Annotated in this window: 17 protein-coding genes; 2 read left to right on the top strand and 15 right to left on the bottom strand. The window is 61.8% G+C overall.

Features of this window, described 5'->3' with window-relative positions:
• Positions 1-87 precede the first annotated feature (87 nt).
• The 7 genes from AC5RTB_RS01390 to AC5RTB_RS01360 all read right to left on the bottom strand — a co-directional run bounded on the left by AC5RTB_RS01390 (position 88) and on the right by AC5RTB_RS01360 (position 9,012).
• Positions 88-1,362, bottom strand: coding sequence for a hypothetical protein (locus AC5RTB_RS01390; RefSeq protein WP_494059280.1), 1,275 nt, complete (start codon positions 1,360-1,362; stop codon positions 88-90).
• Between the two features lie 3 nt (positions 1,363-1,365).
• Positions 1,366-4,257, bottom strand: coding sequence for a hypothetical protein (locus AC5RTB_RS01385; protein WP_494059279.1), 2,892 nt, complete (start codon positions 4,255-4,257; stop codon positions 1,366-1,368).
• 297 nt (positions 4,258-4,554) lie between these two features.
• Positions 4,555-5,268, bottom strand: a complete 714-nt coding sequence (locus tag AC5RTB_RS01380; protein WP_494059278.1) for a response regulator — start codon at positions 5,266-5,268, stop codon at positions 4,555-4,557.
• A complete protein-coding gene (locus tag AC5RTB_RS01375) occupies positions 5,265-6,545 on the bottom strand; it encodes a sensor histidine kinase (RefSeq protein ID WP_494059277.1) in 1,281 nt (426 codons plus the stop codon). The genes AC5RTB_RS01380 and AC5RTB_RS01375 overlap by 4 nt, the downstream gene beginning before the upstream one ends.
• On the bottom strand, positions 6,542-7,369 hold the full coding sequence (locus AC5RTB_RS01370) for a hypothetical protein (RefSeq protein WP_494059276.1): 828 nt from the start codon (positions 7,367-7,369) through the stop codon (positions 6,542-6,544). The genes AC5RTB_RS01375 and AC5RTB_RS01370 overlap by 4 nt, the downstream gene beginning before the upstream one ends.
• Complete coding sequence (locus tag AC5RTB_RS01365; RefSeq protein WP_494059275.1) at positions 7,366-8,298, bottom strand: ABC transporter ATP-binding protein; 933 nt, start codon at positions 8,296-8,298, stop codon at positions 7,366-7,368. The genes AC5RTB_RS01370 and AC5RTB_RS01365 overlap by 4 nt, the downstream gene beginning before the upstream one ends.
• 27 nt (positions 8,299-8,325) lie before the next feature.
• Positions 8,326-9,012, bottom strand: a complete 687-nt coding sequence (locus AC5RTB_RS01360) for a hypothetical protein (protein WP_494059274.1) — start codon at positions 9,010-9,012, stop codon at positions 8,326-8,328.
• Between the two features lie 209 nt (positions 9,013-9,221).
• Here AC5RTB_RS01360 and AC5RTB_RS01355 point away from each other — a divergent pair, with 209 nt between their 5' ends.
• Positions 9,222-9,518, top strand: a complete 297-nt coding sequence (locus AC5RTB_RS01355; RefSeq protein ID WP_494059273.1) for a hypothetical protein — start codon at positions 9,222-9,224, stop codon at positions 9,516-9,518.
• Between the two features lie 64 nt (positions 9,519-9,582).
• Here the strand turns inward: AC5RTB_RS01355 and AC5RTB_RS01350 are convergent, their stop codons facing one another.
• The 5 genes from AC5RTB_RS01350 to AC5RTB_RS01330 form a co-directional block, all read right to left on the bottom strand.
• Positions 9,583-9,843: a hypothetical protein gene (locus AC5RTB_RS01350; RefSeq protein ID WP_494059272.1), complete on the bottom strand. Its 261-nt coding sequence runs from the start codon at positions 9,841-9,843 to the stop codon at positions 9,583-9,585.
• An 870-nt stretch (positions 9,844-10,713) separates the two neighbouring features.
• Positions 10,714-11,877 (bottom strand): TRAFAC clade GTPase domain-containing protein, encoded by a 1,164-nt coding sequence (locus tag AC5RTB_RS01345; RefSeq protein ID WP_494059271.1) that lies wholly within the window; start codon positions 11,875-11,877, stop codon positions 10,714-10,716.
• A gap of 323 nt (positions 11,878-12,200) precedes the next feature.
• Positions 12,201-12,830, bottom strand: coding sequence for a DUF4230 domain-containing protein (locus AC5RTB_RS01340; RefSeq protein WP_494059270.1), 630 nt, complete (start codon positions 12,828-12,830; stop codon positions 12,201-12,203).
• A 158-nt stretch (positions 12,831-12,988) separates the two neighbouring features.
• Positions 12,989-13,234: a hypothetical protein gene (locus AC5RTB_RS01335; protein WP_494059269.1), complete on the bottom strand. Its 246-nt coding sequence runs from the start codon at positions 13,232-13,234 to the stop codon at positions 12,989-12,991.
• A gap of 77 nt (positions 13,235-13,311) precedes the next feature.
• Positions 13,312-13,836 (bottom strand): hypothetical protein, encoded by a 525-nt coding sequence (locus tag AC5RTB_RS01330; RefSeq protein ID WP_494059268.1) that lies wholly within the window; start codon positions 13,834-13,836, stop codon positions 13,312-13,314.
• 922 nt (positions 13,837-14,758) lie between these two features.
• On the opposite strand from AC5RTB_RS01330, the gene AC5RTB_RS01325 reads away from it, so the two are divergent.
• Positions 14,759-15,028: a hypothetical protein gene (locus AC5RTB_RS01325; protein WP_494059267.1), complete on the top strand. Its 270-nt coding sequence runs from the start codon at positions 14,759-14,761 to the stop codon at positions 15,026-15,028.
• An 89-nt stretch (positions 15,029-15,117) separates the two neighbouring features.
• On the opposite strand, the gene AC5RTB_RS01320 is transcribed toward AC5RTB_RS01325, so the two are convergent.
• Genes AC5RTB_RS01320 through AC5RTB_RS01310 form a run of 3 tightly spaced genes read right to left on the bottom strand, consistent with a single transcriptional unit; the run spans position 15,118 to position 18,628 of the window.
• Positions 15,118-15,858: a DUF6339 family protein gene (locus AC5RTB_RS01320; RefSeq protein ID WP_494059266.1), complete on the bottom strand. Its 741-nt coding sequence runs from the start codon at positions 15,856-15,858 to the stop codon at positions 15,118-15,120.
• Positions 15,855-16,763: a hypothetical protein gene (locus AC5RTB_RS01315; RefSeq protein ID WP_494059265.1), complete on the bottom strand. Its 909-nt coding sequence runs from the start codon at positions 16,761-16,763 to the stop codon at positions 15,855-15,857. Before AC5RTB_RS01315 ends, AC5RTB_RS01320 begins: the two co-directional genes overlap by 4 nt.
• Positions 16,763-18,628 (bottom strand): hypothetical protein, encoded by a 1,866-nt coding sequence (locus AC5RTB_RS01310; protein WP_494059264.1) that lies wholly within the window; start codon positions 18,626-18,628, stop codon positions 16,763-16,765. Before AC5RTB_RS01310 ends, AC5RTB_RS01315 begins: the two co-directional genes overlap by 1 nt.
• Positions 18,629-18,666 lie beyond the last annotated feature (38 nt).

Raw genomic sequence — 18,666 nt, 5'->3', positions numbered from 1 at the left:
CTGATGCTAGTGAACCAACAAGTTGCTCGCCGGTCTTGCGTGTTCAGAATCTGGTCGGATACTTGCGCCGGGGGTCACAAGCGCACATTACGCCGGCAGGTATTCCCATCCGAACTCGGGCAGAAGTAGATCGTGCTTGTCTTCACCGTCGCCGCCTGGCCACCCGGGCAGCGAGTTGCCCCACAGCAATTGCCGGAAGGACCCGACAGCCGAAGTGCGCCCTACCTTGTCATAGAACCCCGATAAGGTCTTGGCGTGAGTTCGCGACCAGTCCTCGAAGTATGTAATTCCAGTGCTTCCCGAGTTGCCATAGACGAAGCTGAAGCATGATTTGTTCGACACCATAGTTCCTCGGGGGACGGCGGCCAGAACCGCGCGCAGGGCCTCGAACCGCGGCCGGGTGGTTGAATCCAAGCTCACTACGCCGTCGAGAACGGCCGCTTCGAGGGCGCGGAATATGACCAGGGCGATGTAATGCGGGTTCTGATAGAGGTTTTCCACCAAACCGCGTGAATCGACCAGACCGGGATTGTCTTTTACCACCTGCAGAACCGACGTTCCTGAAGTGAAGCTATTTGCGCCCTCCGACGCCTTATAGACCACGATCTTCAGTTTCCCGCCCGCTCGGGACTTCAGCCGGGTGATCGCCGTCGCGGTGTTGCCACACTGTTGGGCGTACAGACAGTCGTAGAAGACGAGTCGCTCAACGTCGGAAAGCTCTACGAGTTCATTGAGTAGCGCTTGGTTCAGTCCACACGAGCCGGTACTGAACGCGGCGAGCACCTTGATCTTGTACGGCACAACGAGACCGAAGAAGTCTTTCAGTATCTTCGAGATTTCCGCGGTATTGGGGCACACTCCGAACCTCGGCTCGCGGGGTTTCGGCTCAATTCCCGGAATTTGGATGATGGCCCGCAGTCCACCCGCCTTCTGGAAGAAGGAGCGTAGTCCGTGTCTGTTGAGCTCTGTTCCCACTCCGAAGTAGAGGGTCAAAAACACGGGGTCCGTCCAGCGTCCGGACTGCAGTGCCTGTTGCCAGTAGGTGAGGACTGAATCGTTGACATAGACATGGGCTGTGAATCGGTCGGGGGCGCCGGCTGGGACGGGGTTGGATTTATCCTTCAAGCCAGGATTGGTTCGCGGGTTGGCCACGTTGCGAAACGGTGCCTGAAAGGTTTGCGCTATCTCAACCAGCTTCGAGTTTCTGGTGAAGACGGACGTGAAAGTGTTCTTGTGGAACCCCTGGCGTTCGGGCTGATTGACTGTGCAGTTAGGCGCGCCGTTGACGACGCCCCATTCGTCCCAGTAGAACGCGTCGAATGCCAGCGCGCCAGGAGTCCGACGGTAGCTTGGATCTCCCACTGGTCAAGGCTCCGGCGGCGGGGGTTCGTCAGGACGTTCGGGCACCGCGATTTGTTGTCCGTCCGCTGCGTTGTATGCCACCTCAACCGGTACGATCTGGTCAGTTGGCAGGATCTCCATCCACTGATCGAAGAGCGCGAAGTGGCGTTGCGGATCGTTCGGATCCGGCTCTTGTGGATTGATTCGGAAGCCGCCCTGCAAGGGGTAGAAACCGTGCTCGTAGACCTTCTCTACAGGTGTGGCAGACACCTTGTCATCGTCGTGGATCTCCGCCGCTGCCGGGAACTTTTTCACCTCTACCGACTCCGCGTGTTTACGTGCCACCACTAGACATAGATACCGGATGGCATCTCCGATTGTCGGCGGGTCGAGTACCTGGTCTAGCGGATTGGCTGCGAGCAGCTCGGCACGGATCGCTGCCAGTTCCTGCGCTGGGGCCGCGTAGGGCTTATCCAGACCGTCGGTGCCTTCGACTTTCACGTTCTGCAACCAGCTGATGGCTGCTTGCTCCTTACCTGGACGGATCGGGATGACGGCCTTGACCCAAGGCGCGTTGAGGAATGCGTTGCGGTGGTTATCCCCATCTAGCTGTAGAAGCCAGCCCAACGAGCTGCCGAGGGTGGCCGGTTCTGATTCGTTGGTGATGTAGTAGTTATCGGTTCGCACCTCGTTATCAGACCAGTTCACTACCAGGTCATTGCCCAACACCCCGTGGCTGGCGCGAAGCTTCTTGCCGATGCCACTAGAGCTCTTCTTACCGAGGTATTGGCTGTAATGTTTGCGCGGTTTCCACCATTCTGGGGCCACAAAATACAGCATCTTGTCGATGTCGAACACGGAGTTGATTAGCTCGGATAATACATGGCGCAGTTCACGATTCTTTTCCACTGCTTCCAGTGGAAGGGAAGCGTCCGGCAGATTGTAAAGCTTGGAAGTCATTAGGTCCTGAATCAGGGCACGGTAAACCACCGTGCGCTCTTCCTCCCGCAGATCCTCGAACTTGCGCGACTTTACTGCTGCGGCTTGTTCGATTCGTTCCTTGGCCGCTTTGTGGAACGCTTCCTGAGTGGCTCGTTCCTCTTCCCTGGTGGCCGCGGCGCGATCGGAGACAATCTTGGCATTTGCTGCATCAATGTCAGCAATTTTCTGCGGCGTAGGAGACATGGCGATTTCCCCCACAACAGTGATATCGATCCGTTTGTCCCATTCAATGCCGTTGGATCCAGCCACCACCCCGATCAGCAATTGATTAGTTCCGCTCAAGCGTCCGGTCATGGCGAATGGGGCACCAGCGTCTTCCCCTGCGAAGGCCGTCACACCAAGAGGAACGACGTCGTTGGCAGGTCGGTCGATCTGGTAGCCCGGTTCAAGTTGAATCGGCAGCTCTACCGTATTGAGCGGGATGAACCCCAGGTCCAAGTGATTTCGTTTACGTGTATCGCCGAAGTTCCATACTGCGTTTGCCTGGAAAGTCTTCACCAGGCGCGGTGGATAGGGGATTTCCTTCGTGTTCGGTTGCGGAACCAAATCGGCTGGCTCTGCAATATGCACAAGATTAGCCAGCCCGAGGGCTTTGCCCGGTTCGTCCACGAACGTCTGCCAGCACAGGTATGTCCCGATATCCTGCACTTGCACGCCCACTCGGCGCATTTTCCTGCGCAGCTCGTAGTTGATGAGGTGCCCCGTGTCGTTGGCAAGGACATAGCGCTTACTGGACACGTCGGTAACTTCGGTGACGGTGCGGAACGTAGTTTTGAAGTTTTCGCGGATTTCCGTGGATAACTTTTCACTCTGTTGACGCATCCGCTTGTGCGACTGTTCCCGGGCCGTCTGCTGCGTCCGGTCCAGGTTCAGGCTGCCGGTCGCGGTTACGTCCCCAGTCCCCCAAGACTGGGTGGCTGTGGTCGAGAATCCGATCTTGGTGTCGTCGCGATTATCCTGCTTGATAGCCTCGCTGACATCGTCCTGCTCCGTGACCGCCCGCTCAGACTTCACGATGGACTCGTATACCGTCTCTACCGCCCTTTCGGTCACTGTCTTCCGCGTGCTGGTCTCGATGAGTTCAACGGTGGACCCGGGACTGAGCCAGACGTGACTGGTGGGAGGGCCTAAGAAGGTGCCGAACTCGTAAAAGTATTGTCGGAACAGGTGAACAATGCCGAGGGGAGACAGAGTGACATCTTTCAGATCGGACTTCGGATCGAAGCTAGCAAACGGATCGGTCGAGTCCGGTCCCACCATCTGAAGTGCGGTCCCAAGATCTTCCGGCGACAGTTTGGGGCGGGTTCCATAAAATACGTCCTCGAGGATGGCATGCGAGCCTTGGTCTAACGCATCGCGCAGCAATCCCGCTATCGCTGACTCTCGCTCCAGCTGTCGCACTCCGAGCGCTTCACGAGAACGAACTTCCTCTTGCACTCGTTCGCGATAGGCGTTATCAGTTTCTCCTGAAAGCCTTGGTACGTCGAAAGCCTCCCGAATGGTCTTCGTAACTTCTTCCCGCCAAGCGGGAAAAACCTGATCGGTGAGAATCTCTTGCAACACTCCAGGATCAAGAAATTCCTGCCAACCATCTGCGTCGGGCATGCGGAACGGCCCAAGAGCGTCCTTCAGGTTCCGCGCGACGATCTGCATCAGCCGGCTCTCGTTCTGTGGAACCAGCCGGCGCATGCCTAAGGCACCGGGCTCAAAGTTACGCAATTCTGGGTAGTGGTCCGCATTGAATTCGACATCGGCAATGCCCACGTAACTGTTCAAGAGACTCGCTAACAGTGGGCCCTTGCCCTGTGCCGCGTTGGAGAGCTGCCGTTTTGATCTCCAACCAATCATCGGTTGGTATACGCCGAAGATCTCGCTCGCATACGGCAGAACGGACTTAAATTGTTTGTAGTCCATGATTGCCTCTACTGGCCGGACCAACTATTTCATTGCAGCTATCGCCTGGACCGACAGCATAAACGAGCGCATCAGACTGGAATCATAGATCCGTCTTCGACCGGCGGCAAGACCTTCAGACTAAAGGGTGTTTGCGAGTGTGGCTGTGTTGTCAGCATGCGGATAGGGAGCACGTATCTGGTCCCGTGGCTTGAAGTTCGGGATCTCCAGCTGGCCACGGTTTGGTGTCCGCCAAAGGCCCTCGAGCGCGGCCGGAACGTGGCCTGCTCCCGGCGACGTGGAAGGCATGGCCGCGAGCTACGCCCGGTCCGCGGCTCGCGCCAGCGTATCCCCGGCAGAGACCACACCGGTCTCATAGCCGAGCACCACCGCGTGCACCCGGTCGCGGAGGTTCAGTTTCATCAGGATGTGCCCCACGTGCGTCTTCACCGTGGACTCGGACAGGAAGAATGTGCGGGAAATTTCCGCGTTGTTCAGACCCCTGCCCAACGCGGCGAAGATCTCCAGCTCCCGCTCGGTGAGCACAGAGAGCCGTGCATCCCTCCGCGGCGCGGCCTCAGGAACACCATCCGGCAGCCGGTTCCCGAAGAGTTCCAGCATGCGCCGGGTGATCCGCGGAGCCACAACCGCGTCTCCTGCTGCCACTGTCCGGATCGCCTGGGTCAGCTCCGCTGGTCTGGCGTTCTTGAGGAGGAATCCGCTGGCTCCCGCCCTTAGACCGGCAAACGCATATTCGTCCAGATCAAAGGTGGTCAGGATGATCACCCGGGTGGCGGTGCACTTCCGCACAATCAGCGAGGTCGCCTCGATCCCGTCCATCCCCGACATACGAACGTCCATAATGACGACGTCGGGTTGCAGCTCCACCGCGAACGCGGCTCCGGCTGCGCCGTCGTCGGCCTCGCCCACCACGGAGATACCTGCCTCGCTATCGAGGACCATGCGGAACCCCATGCGGATGAGCGGCTGGTCATCGACTAGCAGTACGCGGATGTCCGCGTCGGTGTTCATGACTCCCCCTTCACGATTGGCAGCACCGCATGAACCCGCCAGCCGCCGTCGGGAAGCGGCCCGGCCGACACATGCCCGCCATGTAGCGCGGCCCTCTCCCCCATCCCGATGATCCCCCGCCCGGTTCCCACGGAGGGTGCGGGCGATGTGCGGTGGCGGCCGTCGTCGTGCACTGTGACAGTCGTTTCCGTGGCCATGTAGGCAATCGAGACGGACACGGTCTTCGGCTCGTTCGAGTAGCGCAGCACGTTGGTCAGGGCTTCCTGGACTATGCGGTAGATGGTCAGCTCGCGCGCGGGGTCGGAGGGCGCGACGCCGGTCACCGAGTAGCGGATGGGCAGGCCGGCGGCGCGGAACCGCTCGATGAGCCTGGAAAGCTCGCGGGTTCCGGGGGCGGGTTCGAGTTGGCCGGTTGCCTCGGATGACTCGCCGAGGACCGACAGCAACCGCCGCATGTCGCCGATTGCCGATCGGCCGGTTTCGCCCAACTGCTCAAGGGCCGCCTTGGTGCGCGCTGGGTCCCGTTCGACGGTGACCGAGGCGCCGTCCGCCAGCGCGACCATGACAGAGAGACTGTGCGCAACGATGTCGTGCATCTCCCGGGCGATGCGGGAACGCTCGGCGAGCGTGGCAAGCTGCGCCTGGCTGTCCCGCTCGCGCGCGAGCTGCTCGGCGCGCTCCACAAGAGCTCGAACACGCGCGGCGCGGGCATAGGAGTAGGAACCGAACATCACAGCGGCGGCCATGCACAGCGCGAAGATCAGCAGCAGGTTCCACTCGTCGTAGTTCTCACCGACCTGGGCTACCACTGTGTGCAGCTCCGGAATCCACAGCTGCAAGCCCGCGAATCCGACGGCGAACGCTGCCGCCGTAGCGAGCCACGCCTGCCGGGGTGAACGGTAGACGGCCACCGCGTACAGCGCGATCGGCACGGCGAGGATGTCCACACCGGCATCGAGGGACCAGGTCAGCACGGTGGTCAAAACGACGACGACGGCAAGCACCGTCAGCGGATAATGCCGCCTGAACAGCAGCGCGCCTCCGGTGAACAGAGCGACGACGATGTGCCAGGCGCTGATGCCCGGCACACCGGTTGCGAGCCCTATGGCCCGACTGAGTACCAACGGCACCGTGTAGGCCAGGGCGACAAAACTGTCCAGCAGCCAGGGTTTGGATTCAAGCAGGCGGCGTGCCCGCGGCACTCCCCCGGAGTGCAGGGCTTCCCCGGCCGGCAAGGTTTGAGCCCTGCCGACCGGGGAAACACCCGCCTGTGTCATGTGACGTCTCTTCTTTTGAACAGCACTCCGGCGACGACGGCCGAGATGACTGCCCAGCCCAACAGGATGAGCAGACCGATGAGGACCGTGGGCCAGCCGATGCTATCGACAGGCTGGTACACCATCTTACCGGCGGCGGAGGGCAAAATCTGGGCGATAAACCCTCCAATTCCGGGGATGAGGGACACCAGCCCGGGTGCGAAGAGGAGCAGTCCCAGCATCACGCCGCCACCGGAGGCGGTGCTCTTGAACAGCGATCCGAGTGCGGTGGACAGCACCGCGATCAGACCGAGGTAGACGGAGCCACCGAGGATCACCTGGAGAGTCTGGACGTCCAGAATGTCGGCGCCAAGACCAAACCGCGCCAGGAAGGGTTGGACACTGAAGAACGAGACCAGCGACGAAACCAGACCCAGGCCAAAGCCGGCAATCGCACTGACCAGCAGCTTCGCGGCATACACCAGGGTACGCTGCGGGACGGCGGCCAGCGTCATGTTGAGCAGGCCAGGTCCGCGCTCGGCGCTGATGATCAGCACCCCGAGGACGGCCACCACGTACTGGGCGAACGCGTAACCGAACGCGAGGGACGTAAGGCTGGGGTTCCCCCCCGCCTGGTCGAGGATCACGCCGCGGGGATCCGGGTTCACCTCCGCGGGAACCACGGCGAGCGCCAGGATGAGTCCGGAGGACAGCAGGAAGATCGATAGCACCGTCAGCCCTGCCGCCCAGTAGGTGGAGCGCAACGAGCGGAGCTTGATCCATTCTGAGCGCAGGAGGTGCCCCAGGGTCGGGCTCCGCCGGAGTGGAGGAATTGTGGTTGTCATGGTGTGGTGCTCTCCTTGCTGTCCAGCGGGGTCTGGTACTCGACGGCGTTGCGGGTGAGGGACATGTAGGCCTCTTCGAGTGAGGCTGCGTGGGTGGTGAGTTCGTGCAGGAGGATGCCCTGTGCCGCGGCGACGCCGGAGACGGCAACCGCCTCGAGCCCGGTGACTTCCAGGCCACCGGAGTCGGTACGGGTGACGGTCACGCCCGGCGCAGCCAGTGCCTCGGCCAGTCGGCCGGGATCGGTGGCCCTGACCAGCACCCGGCTTTGATCGGTGCCCGCATCGAGGACCTCCGCCATGGAAGAGTCCCGAATGATCCGGCCGCGGCCGATCACAATCAGGTGATCCGCGGTCTGCGCCATCTCGCTCATCAGATGTGACGACAGGAAGACCGTCCGGCCCTCGTCAGCGAGCCTGCGCAGCAGCAAACGCACCCACACCACTCCATCCGGATCGAGCCCGTTGATGGGTTCGTCGAGGATGAACGATGCCGGGTCCCCCAGCAATGCTGCGGCGATCCCCAACCGCTGCCGCATGCCGAGTGAGAAGGTCCCCGCCCTGCGGCCGGCGACGTCGGCCAGTCCGGTGGCGTCGAGGGCCTCGAGCACTCGGGTGCGGCCGATGCCGTGGGTGGCCGCGAGCGCCTCCAGGTGCGCCTGGGCTGTTCGACCTGGGTGGATGTTGTTCGCATCGAGCAGTACTCCGAGCTCGTGCATGGGTGATGCGTGCTGGTTCATCCGGTTGCCGTTAACGGCGGTCGTTCCTGCCGTTGGCAGGTCGAGCCCTGCGATGGCGCGCATCGTCGTCGTTTTTCCTGCTCCGTTGGGACCGAGGAAGCCGGTGACCTTGCCGGGCTGCACGGTGAATGAGATGTCGTCGACGGCGGTGTTTGTGCCGAACCGTTTGGTGAGGTGGGTGACCTCGATCATTGGATCGTCTTTCTCTTTGGTGATTCGTTACAGTGCGCTTGATTGCGCCTTGTGGGTACCCGCCGAACTTGCCTGCGGACGCGTGGCCCCGTAGGCAATCCAGGCTCCTGCGGCGGCTATCACCAGTGCGCCGAGGACCTGGGTGGAGAGGCTGGCTCCGGTGATGACCATGCCCAAGGCTCCGAGGACGTAGAAGGTGACTGTGCCTGCTATCCAGAGCCCGCCGGCCCAAGCAGGAAGCGTGTCTGATTTCCACACGGCCACTCCCAGCAGCACACTGCCTACGAAGGCGAGTAGAAGTCCGAGCAGATACGTGAACATCATGGCGTCGGGAAACTCGAGGTCCATTACCCCTGGCACTCCGTCCAGGTACGCGCGCCCAACAGCAGGCGTTGTGAACGTGGAGAGGCTCGCAGGCACCATCAGCAGTGCGTGACCCAAAACCGTGACAACCATCGCGGGCAACGCCAGTCTGCCGGTACTCCCGGCGGCAAGGTAGGCACCCAGCGCGAAGACGCCGAAGATCGCCAGGATCGTTCCGCCGGTGCTGCCGACCACATGGCTGACCAGGTAGGACGGCTCGCTGACGAATCGGGCCCACGCTTCGGGATCGGTTTCCTGGTCCGGCTGGGGCTTCAGCGACGACCAGGCGGTAAGGAGTCCGTAGACGGGCAGGGCGAACAAACCTGCGCGGACCCAGCGGGTGGTGCTCATCAGATATTCCTTTCGGGGAGTGGGACTCCTTGATGAAGTTCCTCTTCGAGATTAGGAATTCCGCGTGCGGGGATCGTCGGACACAAGTGCCGTTGTTTTGGGGCGAGCGGTACCTGGGTACTAGGCCCTGTTTGCTTTGAGCCAGCCGGGACTATTGACAGCTACGCCCCATAGGGGAGCATCAGAGTACGACCGATACGGAGGACACCATGGCAGCGAACGACGGCGACGCAAACCTACCGATCCGAGTCGAGTTGGTGTCGGATCCCTCTACCGATCCCGCTGCCTCGCGGATTCCCCGCGCGGTTGCGGCTGCGGCGATCGCACCCGGAGCGGTGGCCGCGTTCTTCGCAGCCGACGACGGCGAAAGGTCGGTCTACAACGACCCGGCGGCTTTGCGCGCCGGCGGGTCGGGTGACACGTACACTGGCGCTGCGGTTCCCTGCCCCGAGGCGGACTTTCCCGCGTCCTTCGACACCGGCGGAGCAGACGGCGGCGGCGAGTAGGCCAGCAGGCCCTGAACGCAGCAGCGCACTCGGCCGTAGTGGTCAGCCCTTCACCCAAGAGTGGCTACGCCGTCCGAGGGGGCGGATTCGAATACCGACGTCCGTACCGGGCAGCGTCTGCCTCACAGAGGTGGACCATCATCGCCGGCGCCACCCACAGAGCGCCGATCGGGTTGGCAATGTCATTCCGCGGTTTCCGTAACAATCCCCGGCGCACGGTCGCGTTTAGTCCGGCGACCGGGCGGCTGACGCCGTTGACGCCGTTGACGCCGTTGACGGGCAATCTAGCGGCGAGCGCCCGGGCGTCGTCCGTTATCCGCCGCACGAACGTCGAAGCAGAACGGCCACCAGCGCGAACACAGCGCCGACACCGAACTCCGACACCGAACTTCCGCCTGGGCACCGGACGCTGGGCCGGACCTTCCACCGCTCCCCCGTCCGATGCAGTGACCGCGTCAACGGCCAAGAGTGACGCGAGGATCGCTGTTCCCGCTGCCCCGGCCAGATGCTGCAGCGTGTTTAGGATGACTCTGGCGCGGCCGCAGAGGTTGCGGGGCAGAGCTTGGTACGGCCGTCATGAGCACCGCTGTGTCGACGGAGATCATTAAGTTCATGGCCGCGAAGGTCACTAGCGATGTGTGCGTCCAGCGTGGGGTCCGCTCTACTGGGGGATCAGTGCCGATCACGGGCCCGAAGGCGTACGTGGATTGCCGCATTATGAGTGGTCGCGCTAGTTCTTTTTTACTGTGGGTTTAGACGGAAACAGGCAAGCGATGCTGTCTCACACTGACGAGCTCGTCCAAAAGGTATCTCGTCGATTGCTAGGAACCTTCGCTGCGCGGACGAGGTTGCTCCCAGTCACGGGCGAAATCATCTCTCACCAGAGGCCAGACCAAATGGAATCCGTCCTCTAGTGAACTGACCCTGCAAGGCAGTGGCGGAAATAGCACGAACTCGTGCGGGATCACTCTGCCGGCTGCATCGCGACGCTCCTCCGGATCGGGGAACCGAAACGCAACTGTGCCTGCGTTGACCTGGAATGCTTCGCTGGTGTCCTCGACACCGGAGAATGCGGCTTCATAAATTCTGAGAGGATGCAAGCGACCCGCAGTGCGTAGGAAGCGGAAGCCCCAGTTCTTCCCGCGGGTAGCCCAGATGAATGCAATCCCTTGGTCTTCGGAACTACTGCCGGACATCACGCGCGACTCCGCAGTAGGACCTTCTCACCATCTCCACGGTCCAGCTCTAATTGAAAACCTGTCATCGTCTCCGCAAGGAAGTCGTGCTTCGCCTTCGCCTCGGCATGCAAATTCTCTACCTTGTTGCCGGCGAGCTCGAGCACTGTCTGCACGAGGCGTGGAGCCATAACGGCTGCAACACTGCCCACTGGACCAGGCAGACGAGCTAAGAGACCCGGAATCCCGGCCCTGCCGATCAGATCCGCCGTCGGGGTAGCGACGCGCACCAAGTGCTGGGCCACGTTCGCGCCTTTTCGCATTGCGAGGGCCCAGCTCACATAGCGTGAGAAGGGAAGCATGGCCGCGATCGGCAGTATCAAATCCAACCCCACACGCTTAGTTATCTCGATCTTTTCGGGCTCGAACTGGGCTGAGGAAAGCAGAACAAAATCGTCCCCCACCGACAACGCTTCAGGAGCTTCCACAAAGGTCGCAATTACCCCTTGCAATTTGTTCAGCTCTGCTCCAGCTTTTTCTACGAGCAGGTCTCGGAAGTCGATCACGTCCATATCCGGCAGGAGATCGGCCTTCGAAAGCGCCATCAGCCAGATCCGCGGAAATGTCACGAGCGGCTTGCCCTCTTGCAGAAGGTTGTCACGCAGCTTGAGCAGTTGGGTGCTGAGATTGGTCAAAAGATGCTTGAGGTATCGCTCCTCCTCGCCTACGTTGTCGAGAAGTTTTTGGCCATCCACCAAAACCAGCGCGACATCGGATCCCAGCAGAGCTTGGAACGTGCCGATCCGGCGCTCTTCTTCTTCCGAATCGCTCGGCTCCGTCTCGAACCACTCGCCGGGGTAGTCGTGCCACACCAGTCGCAACTCCTCAGGACCCCTCCTGGCTCTGGTAGCCGTCCCGGGCTTGCGTTTGATCGAAAACTCGTAGGAGGTTGCAGAAAATCGATTCGTGAGTGGTAGCACGGCGGAATTCTTCATCCCGAGATAGTTCTGATGCAGACGTCGGCCTTGAGCGTTGTCGGCTGCGAGAACGTCAAACTGTTCAGTGCCGGAGAGTAGCTGCTCTACCGCTAATCCATAGAAGGAGGACAAAAGCACTGTCTTGCCACTTCCGCTCTCGCCGAATACAGCAATCTGTTGCTCTCGAGCGACCTTATTCCGATGCATAAGATGAATTTACGCGACTCTCACGTTGAAAGACTGGTGTTACGCATTTCAGTGTGTCTTCGAGCATGTCGAAGGCGCGAGCCAAGGCCCGCGGATCGCACTAGCACTACCTTGTGGCAGCGCGCTGCTCCACCAAGTCCACCAAGTCATCTATGCCGGGCGAGGCCTCGCGTAGCGACGGCGGATGGGAATTTCGGCGATCGGTTCTGGCAGAGCTCCGTCCGAGGAGCTGATCAGCCTCGACGGGCACGTGGCCTGGATGGGAGACGAGACTCCGACGCGGCTGGAGGACGCGTCGGCCAGGTCGTTCGGCCTGCGCTTGACTAGTTGGACGCGTCTTCCACGAATGTGACGTCAATTCCGAGCGAGCCGAACATACCGGTCAGCATCGCCTCAGTGTTCTCGATAGCCTGCTCCCTAAGCTCTGACTCTTCCGCGGCGGCGGCCATCTTGGTTTCGGCGAGCTGGTAGAGCTCCGATTGCTCGGGCGTCTCGAGCGCATCGACAATTCGGTTGATGATGCCTCGGTCCTGATCGTGAATATATGATTGCTCAAGGTTGAGGTTGGGCTTGTCGAGTTTCGGCTCGGGCAGCCGGATTGTCGCCGACTTGCCGTCCGCGGATACCTCAAGATCATCGTCGGCCAGACCAGATAGCTCAACATAGGAATTGACGGTGCCCGCTGCGACAAACAGCGTCCGTTGTCCAGCGATTAGCTCGGGCATCCAAGCAACATCCTCCTCGATGTCGAGCAACACCTCGAAGTTGCCCACCGCAGCGTGGTACTGGCTTATTTCTTGCACCGACTTCAGCAGCGCGGGCTGGCTCCGGTCGATCTGGCCCGCTTGGTTCCCCTGAAGTCCAAGCACATTAACCACCCCAAAAGTGGCCAACACCAAGACGAATACGACAACAACCCCAGACGCGATACGTTTGAAAAGCTTAATGATCATCGGCCCCCTCGAACCCTCGAAACGCCCCCGGGGCCGTTTTCGATTTGCCCACCCGGCGAGTGCTGGATGGGCTGAAGCAGCATCAGTGTAGCGCCTGGTGTTGGCTCTGCTGGTCGCCCGAACTAGTGTGACTGGTCGGCCATGCGAGTCGGGTCCGCTCACCACCATTGGTGGCGGCACTCGGCATTCTGGCACGCCCATTCAGGCGAACCGTATTCAACCTTGCCGGTCGCCGGGTAGACACGCTGTTGATATTCGATGCAGCAGCCCGCGAAGTATGTCTCGGGCTGCTCTTCATACGCGTCCGGGCCGACCATCCCGTAGGCGATAGGCCAGGCGTCGCTGCCACACACCGGGCACTTCTTGAGCCGCTTCCGCCGCGGCTTCTTCTCTGCTGATTCCATGCGCAAACCATACGATCCGCTACTGACAAAGCTGGCGATGCCCCATTTACATCGACGCGTCTGTCATGCGTAACCGGCTATGGCGCCGTCGACGGAAGGTTCGCGGCCAAAGCTAATCGGTCGAAGTCTTCCGGATACAACATCGCGAGATCGGCGATCTTGCCGTGGCTGCTGGCGCCGCGGTGCCAGAGATAACAAATCGTCCTGGTGCTGCCGCCCAGGGTCATTGTGAAGATGTTCTGGGAAGGATCAGGCCTGCTATTCGCTTCATCGATACCGAAGCGCGGGTACTCAGCTGCCAACTCGGGGTATGCCTCCATCAGCGCCTTGCGGGCTTTCCCTCCCACAACGACAACCAACCCCGCAGCAGTGCCGCTAAGGATGCGATTCATGTGCATCGAACTGCAGTGTGCGGCCGCCTCTGGAACGCCCTGCTCCTCCACCGACTTGCAGTGCACGACCTCAGTCATCACCGCGTTCTGATGCCACGGCGCCCCGTCGGAAATCAAAGCTTCAGTTTGTTCTTTGATCCACTTCCAATATTGCTCCGGCCTGCCCCGCGAAACGCAATCCTCCTTGAGGTGACGGAGTTCCTCATTCACCCACGAGTGGTCGCTATCGAACCGATGTGTCATGAAATCAGCGATCAACGCATCGTCCCAATCAGTCAGTCGTTGGATACTTCTCCGCCAGACGACGATAGGTGGCCGTTGCATCAGGGTGCGCAGCGCTAATCGACGGGTTGGAAGACAGGAAAACCACCTTTGCTGTGCCCAGACTCCCTGCCCACGCCTCGGGCACCTGAAATGGCCCAGCGTAGCGGTCTTGTGAGTGCACAACCTTGTGGCACGGATGCCGAGGGTCGGCGGCAGCCCTCGGCACCTCAGGACAGCGGGCGACACTCAGGGCAAGTTCTTCAAGGTGTACTGGCACTAATTCCCCCAAGGTCGTCATTGGCTATGAGAAGGAGACTATCGGTTACCTGAGACATTGGGTCACATTCGTCAGCAGGGTCACGAGTCTCGGACCGGCTAGTCGACGAGCATGTGCACATCGTCGGGACCGGTGTACCAGCGTCCGGTCGTAGGCGAGAACTGAAATCTGCCGACCAGACCTATAGGAGGTGCGATCACCTGGACGGCGGTTTCCTGCGCATGCAAAGGGTCTACCCCGGCGGCAGTACCGTGCTCGCTCTGGTCAAGGGTCTAAGCACGGCGCACGCAACTCTGGAGCTCTTTCCGGGCGCCACCTTCCAAATGAAGCTGCAGGATGTCACGTCCAATGAACTCGACACACTGGAAGACCTGCCAACGGTCGGCGAGGTAGTAGTTGTTCGCCTCGACTACAGCCACGGACCGGTCCGGCTCTCGATGATCGATGTCGATGATGAGGAACAGGTGCTTGCCGCTCCTGGGCTGGTTCCGGGTGGACCTCCCTGGCTAGAACTCGGACGGAATATGCCTACGGGGTGGGACAGCACCAGCCAGCGCCGACCTGTCAGGCGAGGCGCAAGCCGCCGTCGGCATGGGCGCGGAGACGGACCCTGTAGATGCCCCGGGCCGGACAGCACTGAACGCCCTCAAGCTTTCACTCGACGCTGCCAGGGCGGAGGCGGACAGATTGCGGACTGAACTTGTGCACGGCAAAGAACCCGGGAGCCTGCCCTTGCCCGGCAAGGAGGACGTCGATTCGCCGAACAGACTGATCGCTGAACTTGAGCTGCAGCTTGACGAGTCCGACCAGATGCTAACGTGCTCGATCTTCCGGTCGACTTCCGGTTCGTTCGCGCGCTAGCCCCGCCACATCTTAAGATCCATACCGAGTGGCCACACGAACGCGTCCTCCTCCACCGGGACCGCCCCGGCTTCTGTTGACTCGCGGTCTTAATCCCGCTCCAGGTGCTGCCGAACCCGTTGATCCGCGCCACGCACCAGTCCTGCCAGCTCAGTATCGTTCAGCGCGCCGATGACGGTGGTGCCGGTCCGCGCTTGGATCTCGCGCAGGAATCTCCTTGTGTACAGGTGGCTGCGGTCCGCACCTTCGTACCCGAGGATGAACTGCGCGGCGGCTCGGGCAAGCCGTGGGTCGGAGACGAAAATCGTGCGCTCTGTGAGGCCCACTAGTTCGTCCTCCACCAGGGGGTTGGTTGAGGCGTCCAGCAGATCGCCCAGGGCCTGGCGACGGAACCACAGACGACGTAGCACATGACGGCGGGGCGGACCGACATGTCGTGCTGCGATGCTCATAGGGAACCGCGACGCCGCCGTTCCGGGAAGGACCGCCAGTCCGAGGAACCACCAGACCTCCATGGATGCTGCTTCCGCCGGGACGATGTCCAGGGTGTCCCACAGCACCGCGCTGATTCTGCGGTCGAACTCCGCGGCTGCCTGGTTGGGTCCCAGCCCGTCCAACTCTGCAATGACCTCCGATGCCCTGGTCCGGAGGAGTTGCAGGTGTTGCTGGGTTACGGGAATTCCGCCTGTTGCCCTGGGGCTGGCGCTGACCAGGTCCACGGGGGTGGCAGGCGAGTCCGGAGGAAGGGGGCCTGCGGCTTGGAGCTCCTGGAGGCGTCGCTCTGCCTCGTGCTTGTTGATCCGGTGGTACAGCAACTGACCGGTATTCACTCTTGAGCTCCTCCGTAGTAGCCCACCGACTCCTCCAGCTCCAGCACGACGATGGCGGGGGCGTGAGAGATTCGGCGTGCAGTGGCCAGCAGACTGATCCCAAAATGGTGGCGGCAGAGTTGCTCCGCCACATGGCCCAGGCTTCCCTTCCCGCAGTCGGCGGCTCCTGCGAGGTCTGCGTCTCCGTCGGCTCTGGCTGACATCTGTAGAAGCAGCGCGAGAACCACGTCGCGGCGCACGCTGGCTAAAGCCCTTCTCCGCAATTCACCGCCGCCGGGTTGCATCAGCTCCTGGGCGACGGGGAGGTCGGAGTTGAGATAGAGCCGGGCGCATCGCCCGTAGGGAGCCTGGAGGTCGTCTACGTCGACCATGAACCGCCACGGCGATGCGTTCCACCCCTGCTCCTGAAAGCTGACCGGCGTAATCGGCAACTGGTCAGGAGCGGCCGAGAGGTCGACTTGTTCGATGGGTCCCCTGGCCAGACGGGCGCCAGGAGTGCGTTCCGGATGTCCGTGCCGGAGTCCGGGGCCGACCAGGTGCGCAGACGCCACGAGCCGTCCGTCGACCCGGTTCCCGGGAACTGGAACTGTGAGCTCGGCTCCGAGGACGCCTTCGCTCAGAGGAAGCAGGGGGACAGAGACCGTGGAACGCCAGGCGCTCTCCCGGCACACCACCTCTCCGACGAGCTTGACGTCGACAGCCTCCGTGCGCCCGACCGCACGCACTATGGCGGACGCAGGGCACTCCACCGCGATCCGCAGGTGGAGGTCCACGGCGTAGTCCCACCGGTCTGCCACGGTGGAGAAGTCCAGTCCTGACGGGTGCACGATCTCCCAGGGAGTCCATCCCAGCGCGCCAGACGAGACGGTGATGTGGGGGAAGGCAACAATTTTCTGGCCGGCCATCAGAGAGTCTCTGCCCCGATCGCGAATGAGAGGTCATCGGGCAGAACCACGTCCACATAGGCCGGAGGTCGCGAACCTATCGCCCCGGATGCCACGACGGCGGTTGCCGAGCCGGACACAATCCACTGCTGACCTTCTGCGAATGCAGGGCCCCAGTGCAACTCAACCTTCTCGTCGGTCTCGAGGTCCAGACCGCCCTCAGCGGTAGCCACCCGGACCGACAGCATGAGCCTATCCCGGTCCCCCCACTTCCCTGCGAGGGTGAGGCCGATGCGCTGGCGCTGACGTCCGGCACCTTCCGCGCCGAGAAGACCGATCGACTCGATTTCCACGGACCGCGACACGCCGCCCCTCTCGGTGCCGCCGCCCCCCGTGCCGCCCTTGCGTCTCACTTCGGGCTCTGCCGTGAAACCGCCCAGGTCCGACAACTCCGCAGACAAAGCCGCCGCCGAGCCCTCCGACACCGTCACCGGGGTTTCGCCGTAGGACTTGAGCAACGAACGGACTTCGGACCTGATCTCTCTGAGTGCCACTCTGACGAAGGTCTTCGCGTGGGACTTGGTCATGGATGTGGGGACCCAGTCGTCGTGTGCGGGGGTCTCAGACCGGGCGAAGTCATCGTCCATGGCGGGAATGGGCTTGAACACGGCGGTCCAGCACAGCTCTTGCGTCGCAATTGGTTCGCCCACGGGCAGGTACTTCACCACGAGCTCAGCCTGGTTGCGCATTAGGCACACGGCATCGACAGGCACCTTGACCTGCTGTCCGGCATACTCTTTGGACGGGTCCTTCGCCACCGGTGCCGGTCCCACGTCCACACTGAGGTGACCCAGCAGTCTGCGTGGACTCCCGCACCAAATCTCCTTCGTGTGCGTTCCCGGCGAGATCGATGGCTCACCTGCCCCGACTACCGCCTGCACCTTGCGCACCGTCTCCAGGGCTGAGCGGTAGCCATCCATGCCCGGGATCAGGTCCAGGCTCTCGGCGTTCATCTCCTCCTCACCGACGAATATCCTCAAGGCCGGGACACCCGAGACGTTGAGCAGCTTCGGCCAGAGATTTTTCACCACCAGCTTTCTCAGACGGTCGTGGATGCCGCCGAGGACGCCGTGGGTGACGACTGCCAGATCGGACTCCTCGTTGTAGAGCAGAGTCGCCGGGTCGGGGTCCAAGACGAGCATGGAAGTTCCTGTCTCCCCAGGTTCGAACCTTCTGTCAAACAGAGCCTCCCCCAGCTTTCGTGCCCGGTCTCCGCGCAACGGCTCCACCCTCGTCCGCTCGCCCTCTTGGGCCGCCTCGGGGATATGTCCCCACCAGTGGCGACCTGTGTACCGCCTGCCGCCGTGGTCGAACGCGCGCCCCAGTCCACTGACGATGAGCCGGTGCTCAAGATTCCCGGTGTCCGTCGCGCACACCGACCAGTAGACGACTGTTTTCGCCCGGCTCGCCTTAAATGCACTGCTCTTTCCGAAGCCGAAGGAGCCCCCGGTGCCTGCGCCCTTGTTTGCAGTGCCGACGTTGAACACTAAGTCGATGAAGTTGGTGGGGGTGCCGGAAGGCACTGCGAGGTCGGAGCGGACCGGTCCGTTGAGCCCAGTGGTGCCCCGGTCCCAGATCTCCAGAGCGCCCGTGGACTGCCGCGCAAAGCTCTCATGGAGGTTCGTGAACCTGGTGCCCTGCGCGAACACCACCCTGCTGAGCATCTGCTCAGCCTCCCGGTTGAAGACCTTGCACCGGAGGCCAAATTCGGGTGTGGCCCCCGGCTCACGGGCGTCCCAAGAATTCTGTGCGGACTCACGGATGAGCAGCTCGACGATCTCCACCTCCGGCTGCCCTAGCAGACGATCAGTTCCGGAGGCATCCATGCTGCCGACCCCGAACTCGAGCGGAAACCAGTCCAGTG

It is taken from the genome of Arthrobacter sp. M71 S08, from assembly GCF_059089725.1.
Note: the sequence above shows the minus strand (reverse complement) of the source record. Positions and strands in the feature narration are given on the sequence as shown.

Coding starts and splice junctions, on each gene's coding strand:
- AC5RTB_RS01385 (WP_494059279.1), bottom strand. CDS start 4,257: ATGGACTACAAACAATTTAAGTCCGTTCTGCCGTATGCGAGCGAGATC.
- AC5RTB_RS01380 (WP_494059278.1), bottom strand. CDS start 5,268: ATGAACACCGACGCGGACATCCGCGTACTGCTAGTCGATGACCAGCCG.
- AC5RTB_RS01375 (WP_494059277.1), bottom strand. CDS start 6,545: ATGACACAGGCGGGTGTTTCCCCGGTCGGCAGGGCTCAAACCTTGCCG.
- AC5RTB_RS01370 (WP_494059276.1), bottom strand. CDS start 7,369: ATGACAACCACAATTCCTCCACTCCGGCGGAGCCCGACCCTGGGGCAC.
- AC5RTB_RS01365 (WP_494059275.1), bottom strand. CDS start 8,298: ATGATCGAGGTCACCCACCTCACCAAACGGTTCGGCACAAACACCGCC.
- AC5RTB_RS01360 (WP_494059274.1), bottom strand. CDS start 9,012: ATGAGCACCACCCGCTGGGTCCGCGCAGGTTTGTTCGCCCTGCCCGTC.
- AC5RTB_RS01355 (WP_494059273.1), top strand. CDS start 9,222: ATGGCAGCGAACGACGGCGACGCAAACCTACCGATCCGAGTCGAGTTG.
- AC5RTB_RS01345 (WP_494059271.1), bottom strand. CDS start 11,877: ATGCATCGGAATAAGGTCGCTCGAGAGCAACAGATTGCTGTATTCGGC.
- AC5RTB_RS01340 (WP_494059270.1), bottom strand. CDS start 12,830: ATGATCATTAAGCTTTTCAAACGTATCGCGTCTGGGGTTGTTGTCGTA.
- AC5RTB_RS01335 (WP_494059269.1), bottom strand. CDS start 13,234: ATGGAATCAGCAGAGAAGAAGCCGCGGCGGAAGCGGCTCAAGAAGTGC.
- AC5RTB_RS01325 (WP_494059267.1), top strand. CDS start 14,759: ATGGGCGCGGAGACGGACCCTGTAGATGCCCCGGGCCGGACAGCACTG.
- AC5RTB_RS01315 (WP_494059265.1), bottom strand. CDS start 16,763: ATGGCCGGCCAGAAAATTGTTGCCTTCCCCCACATCACCGTCTCGTCT.
- AC5RTB_RS01310 (WP_494059264.1), bottom strand. CDS start 18,628: ATGGATGCCTCCGGAACTGATCGTCTGCTAGGGCAGCCGGAGGTGGAG.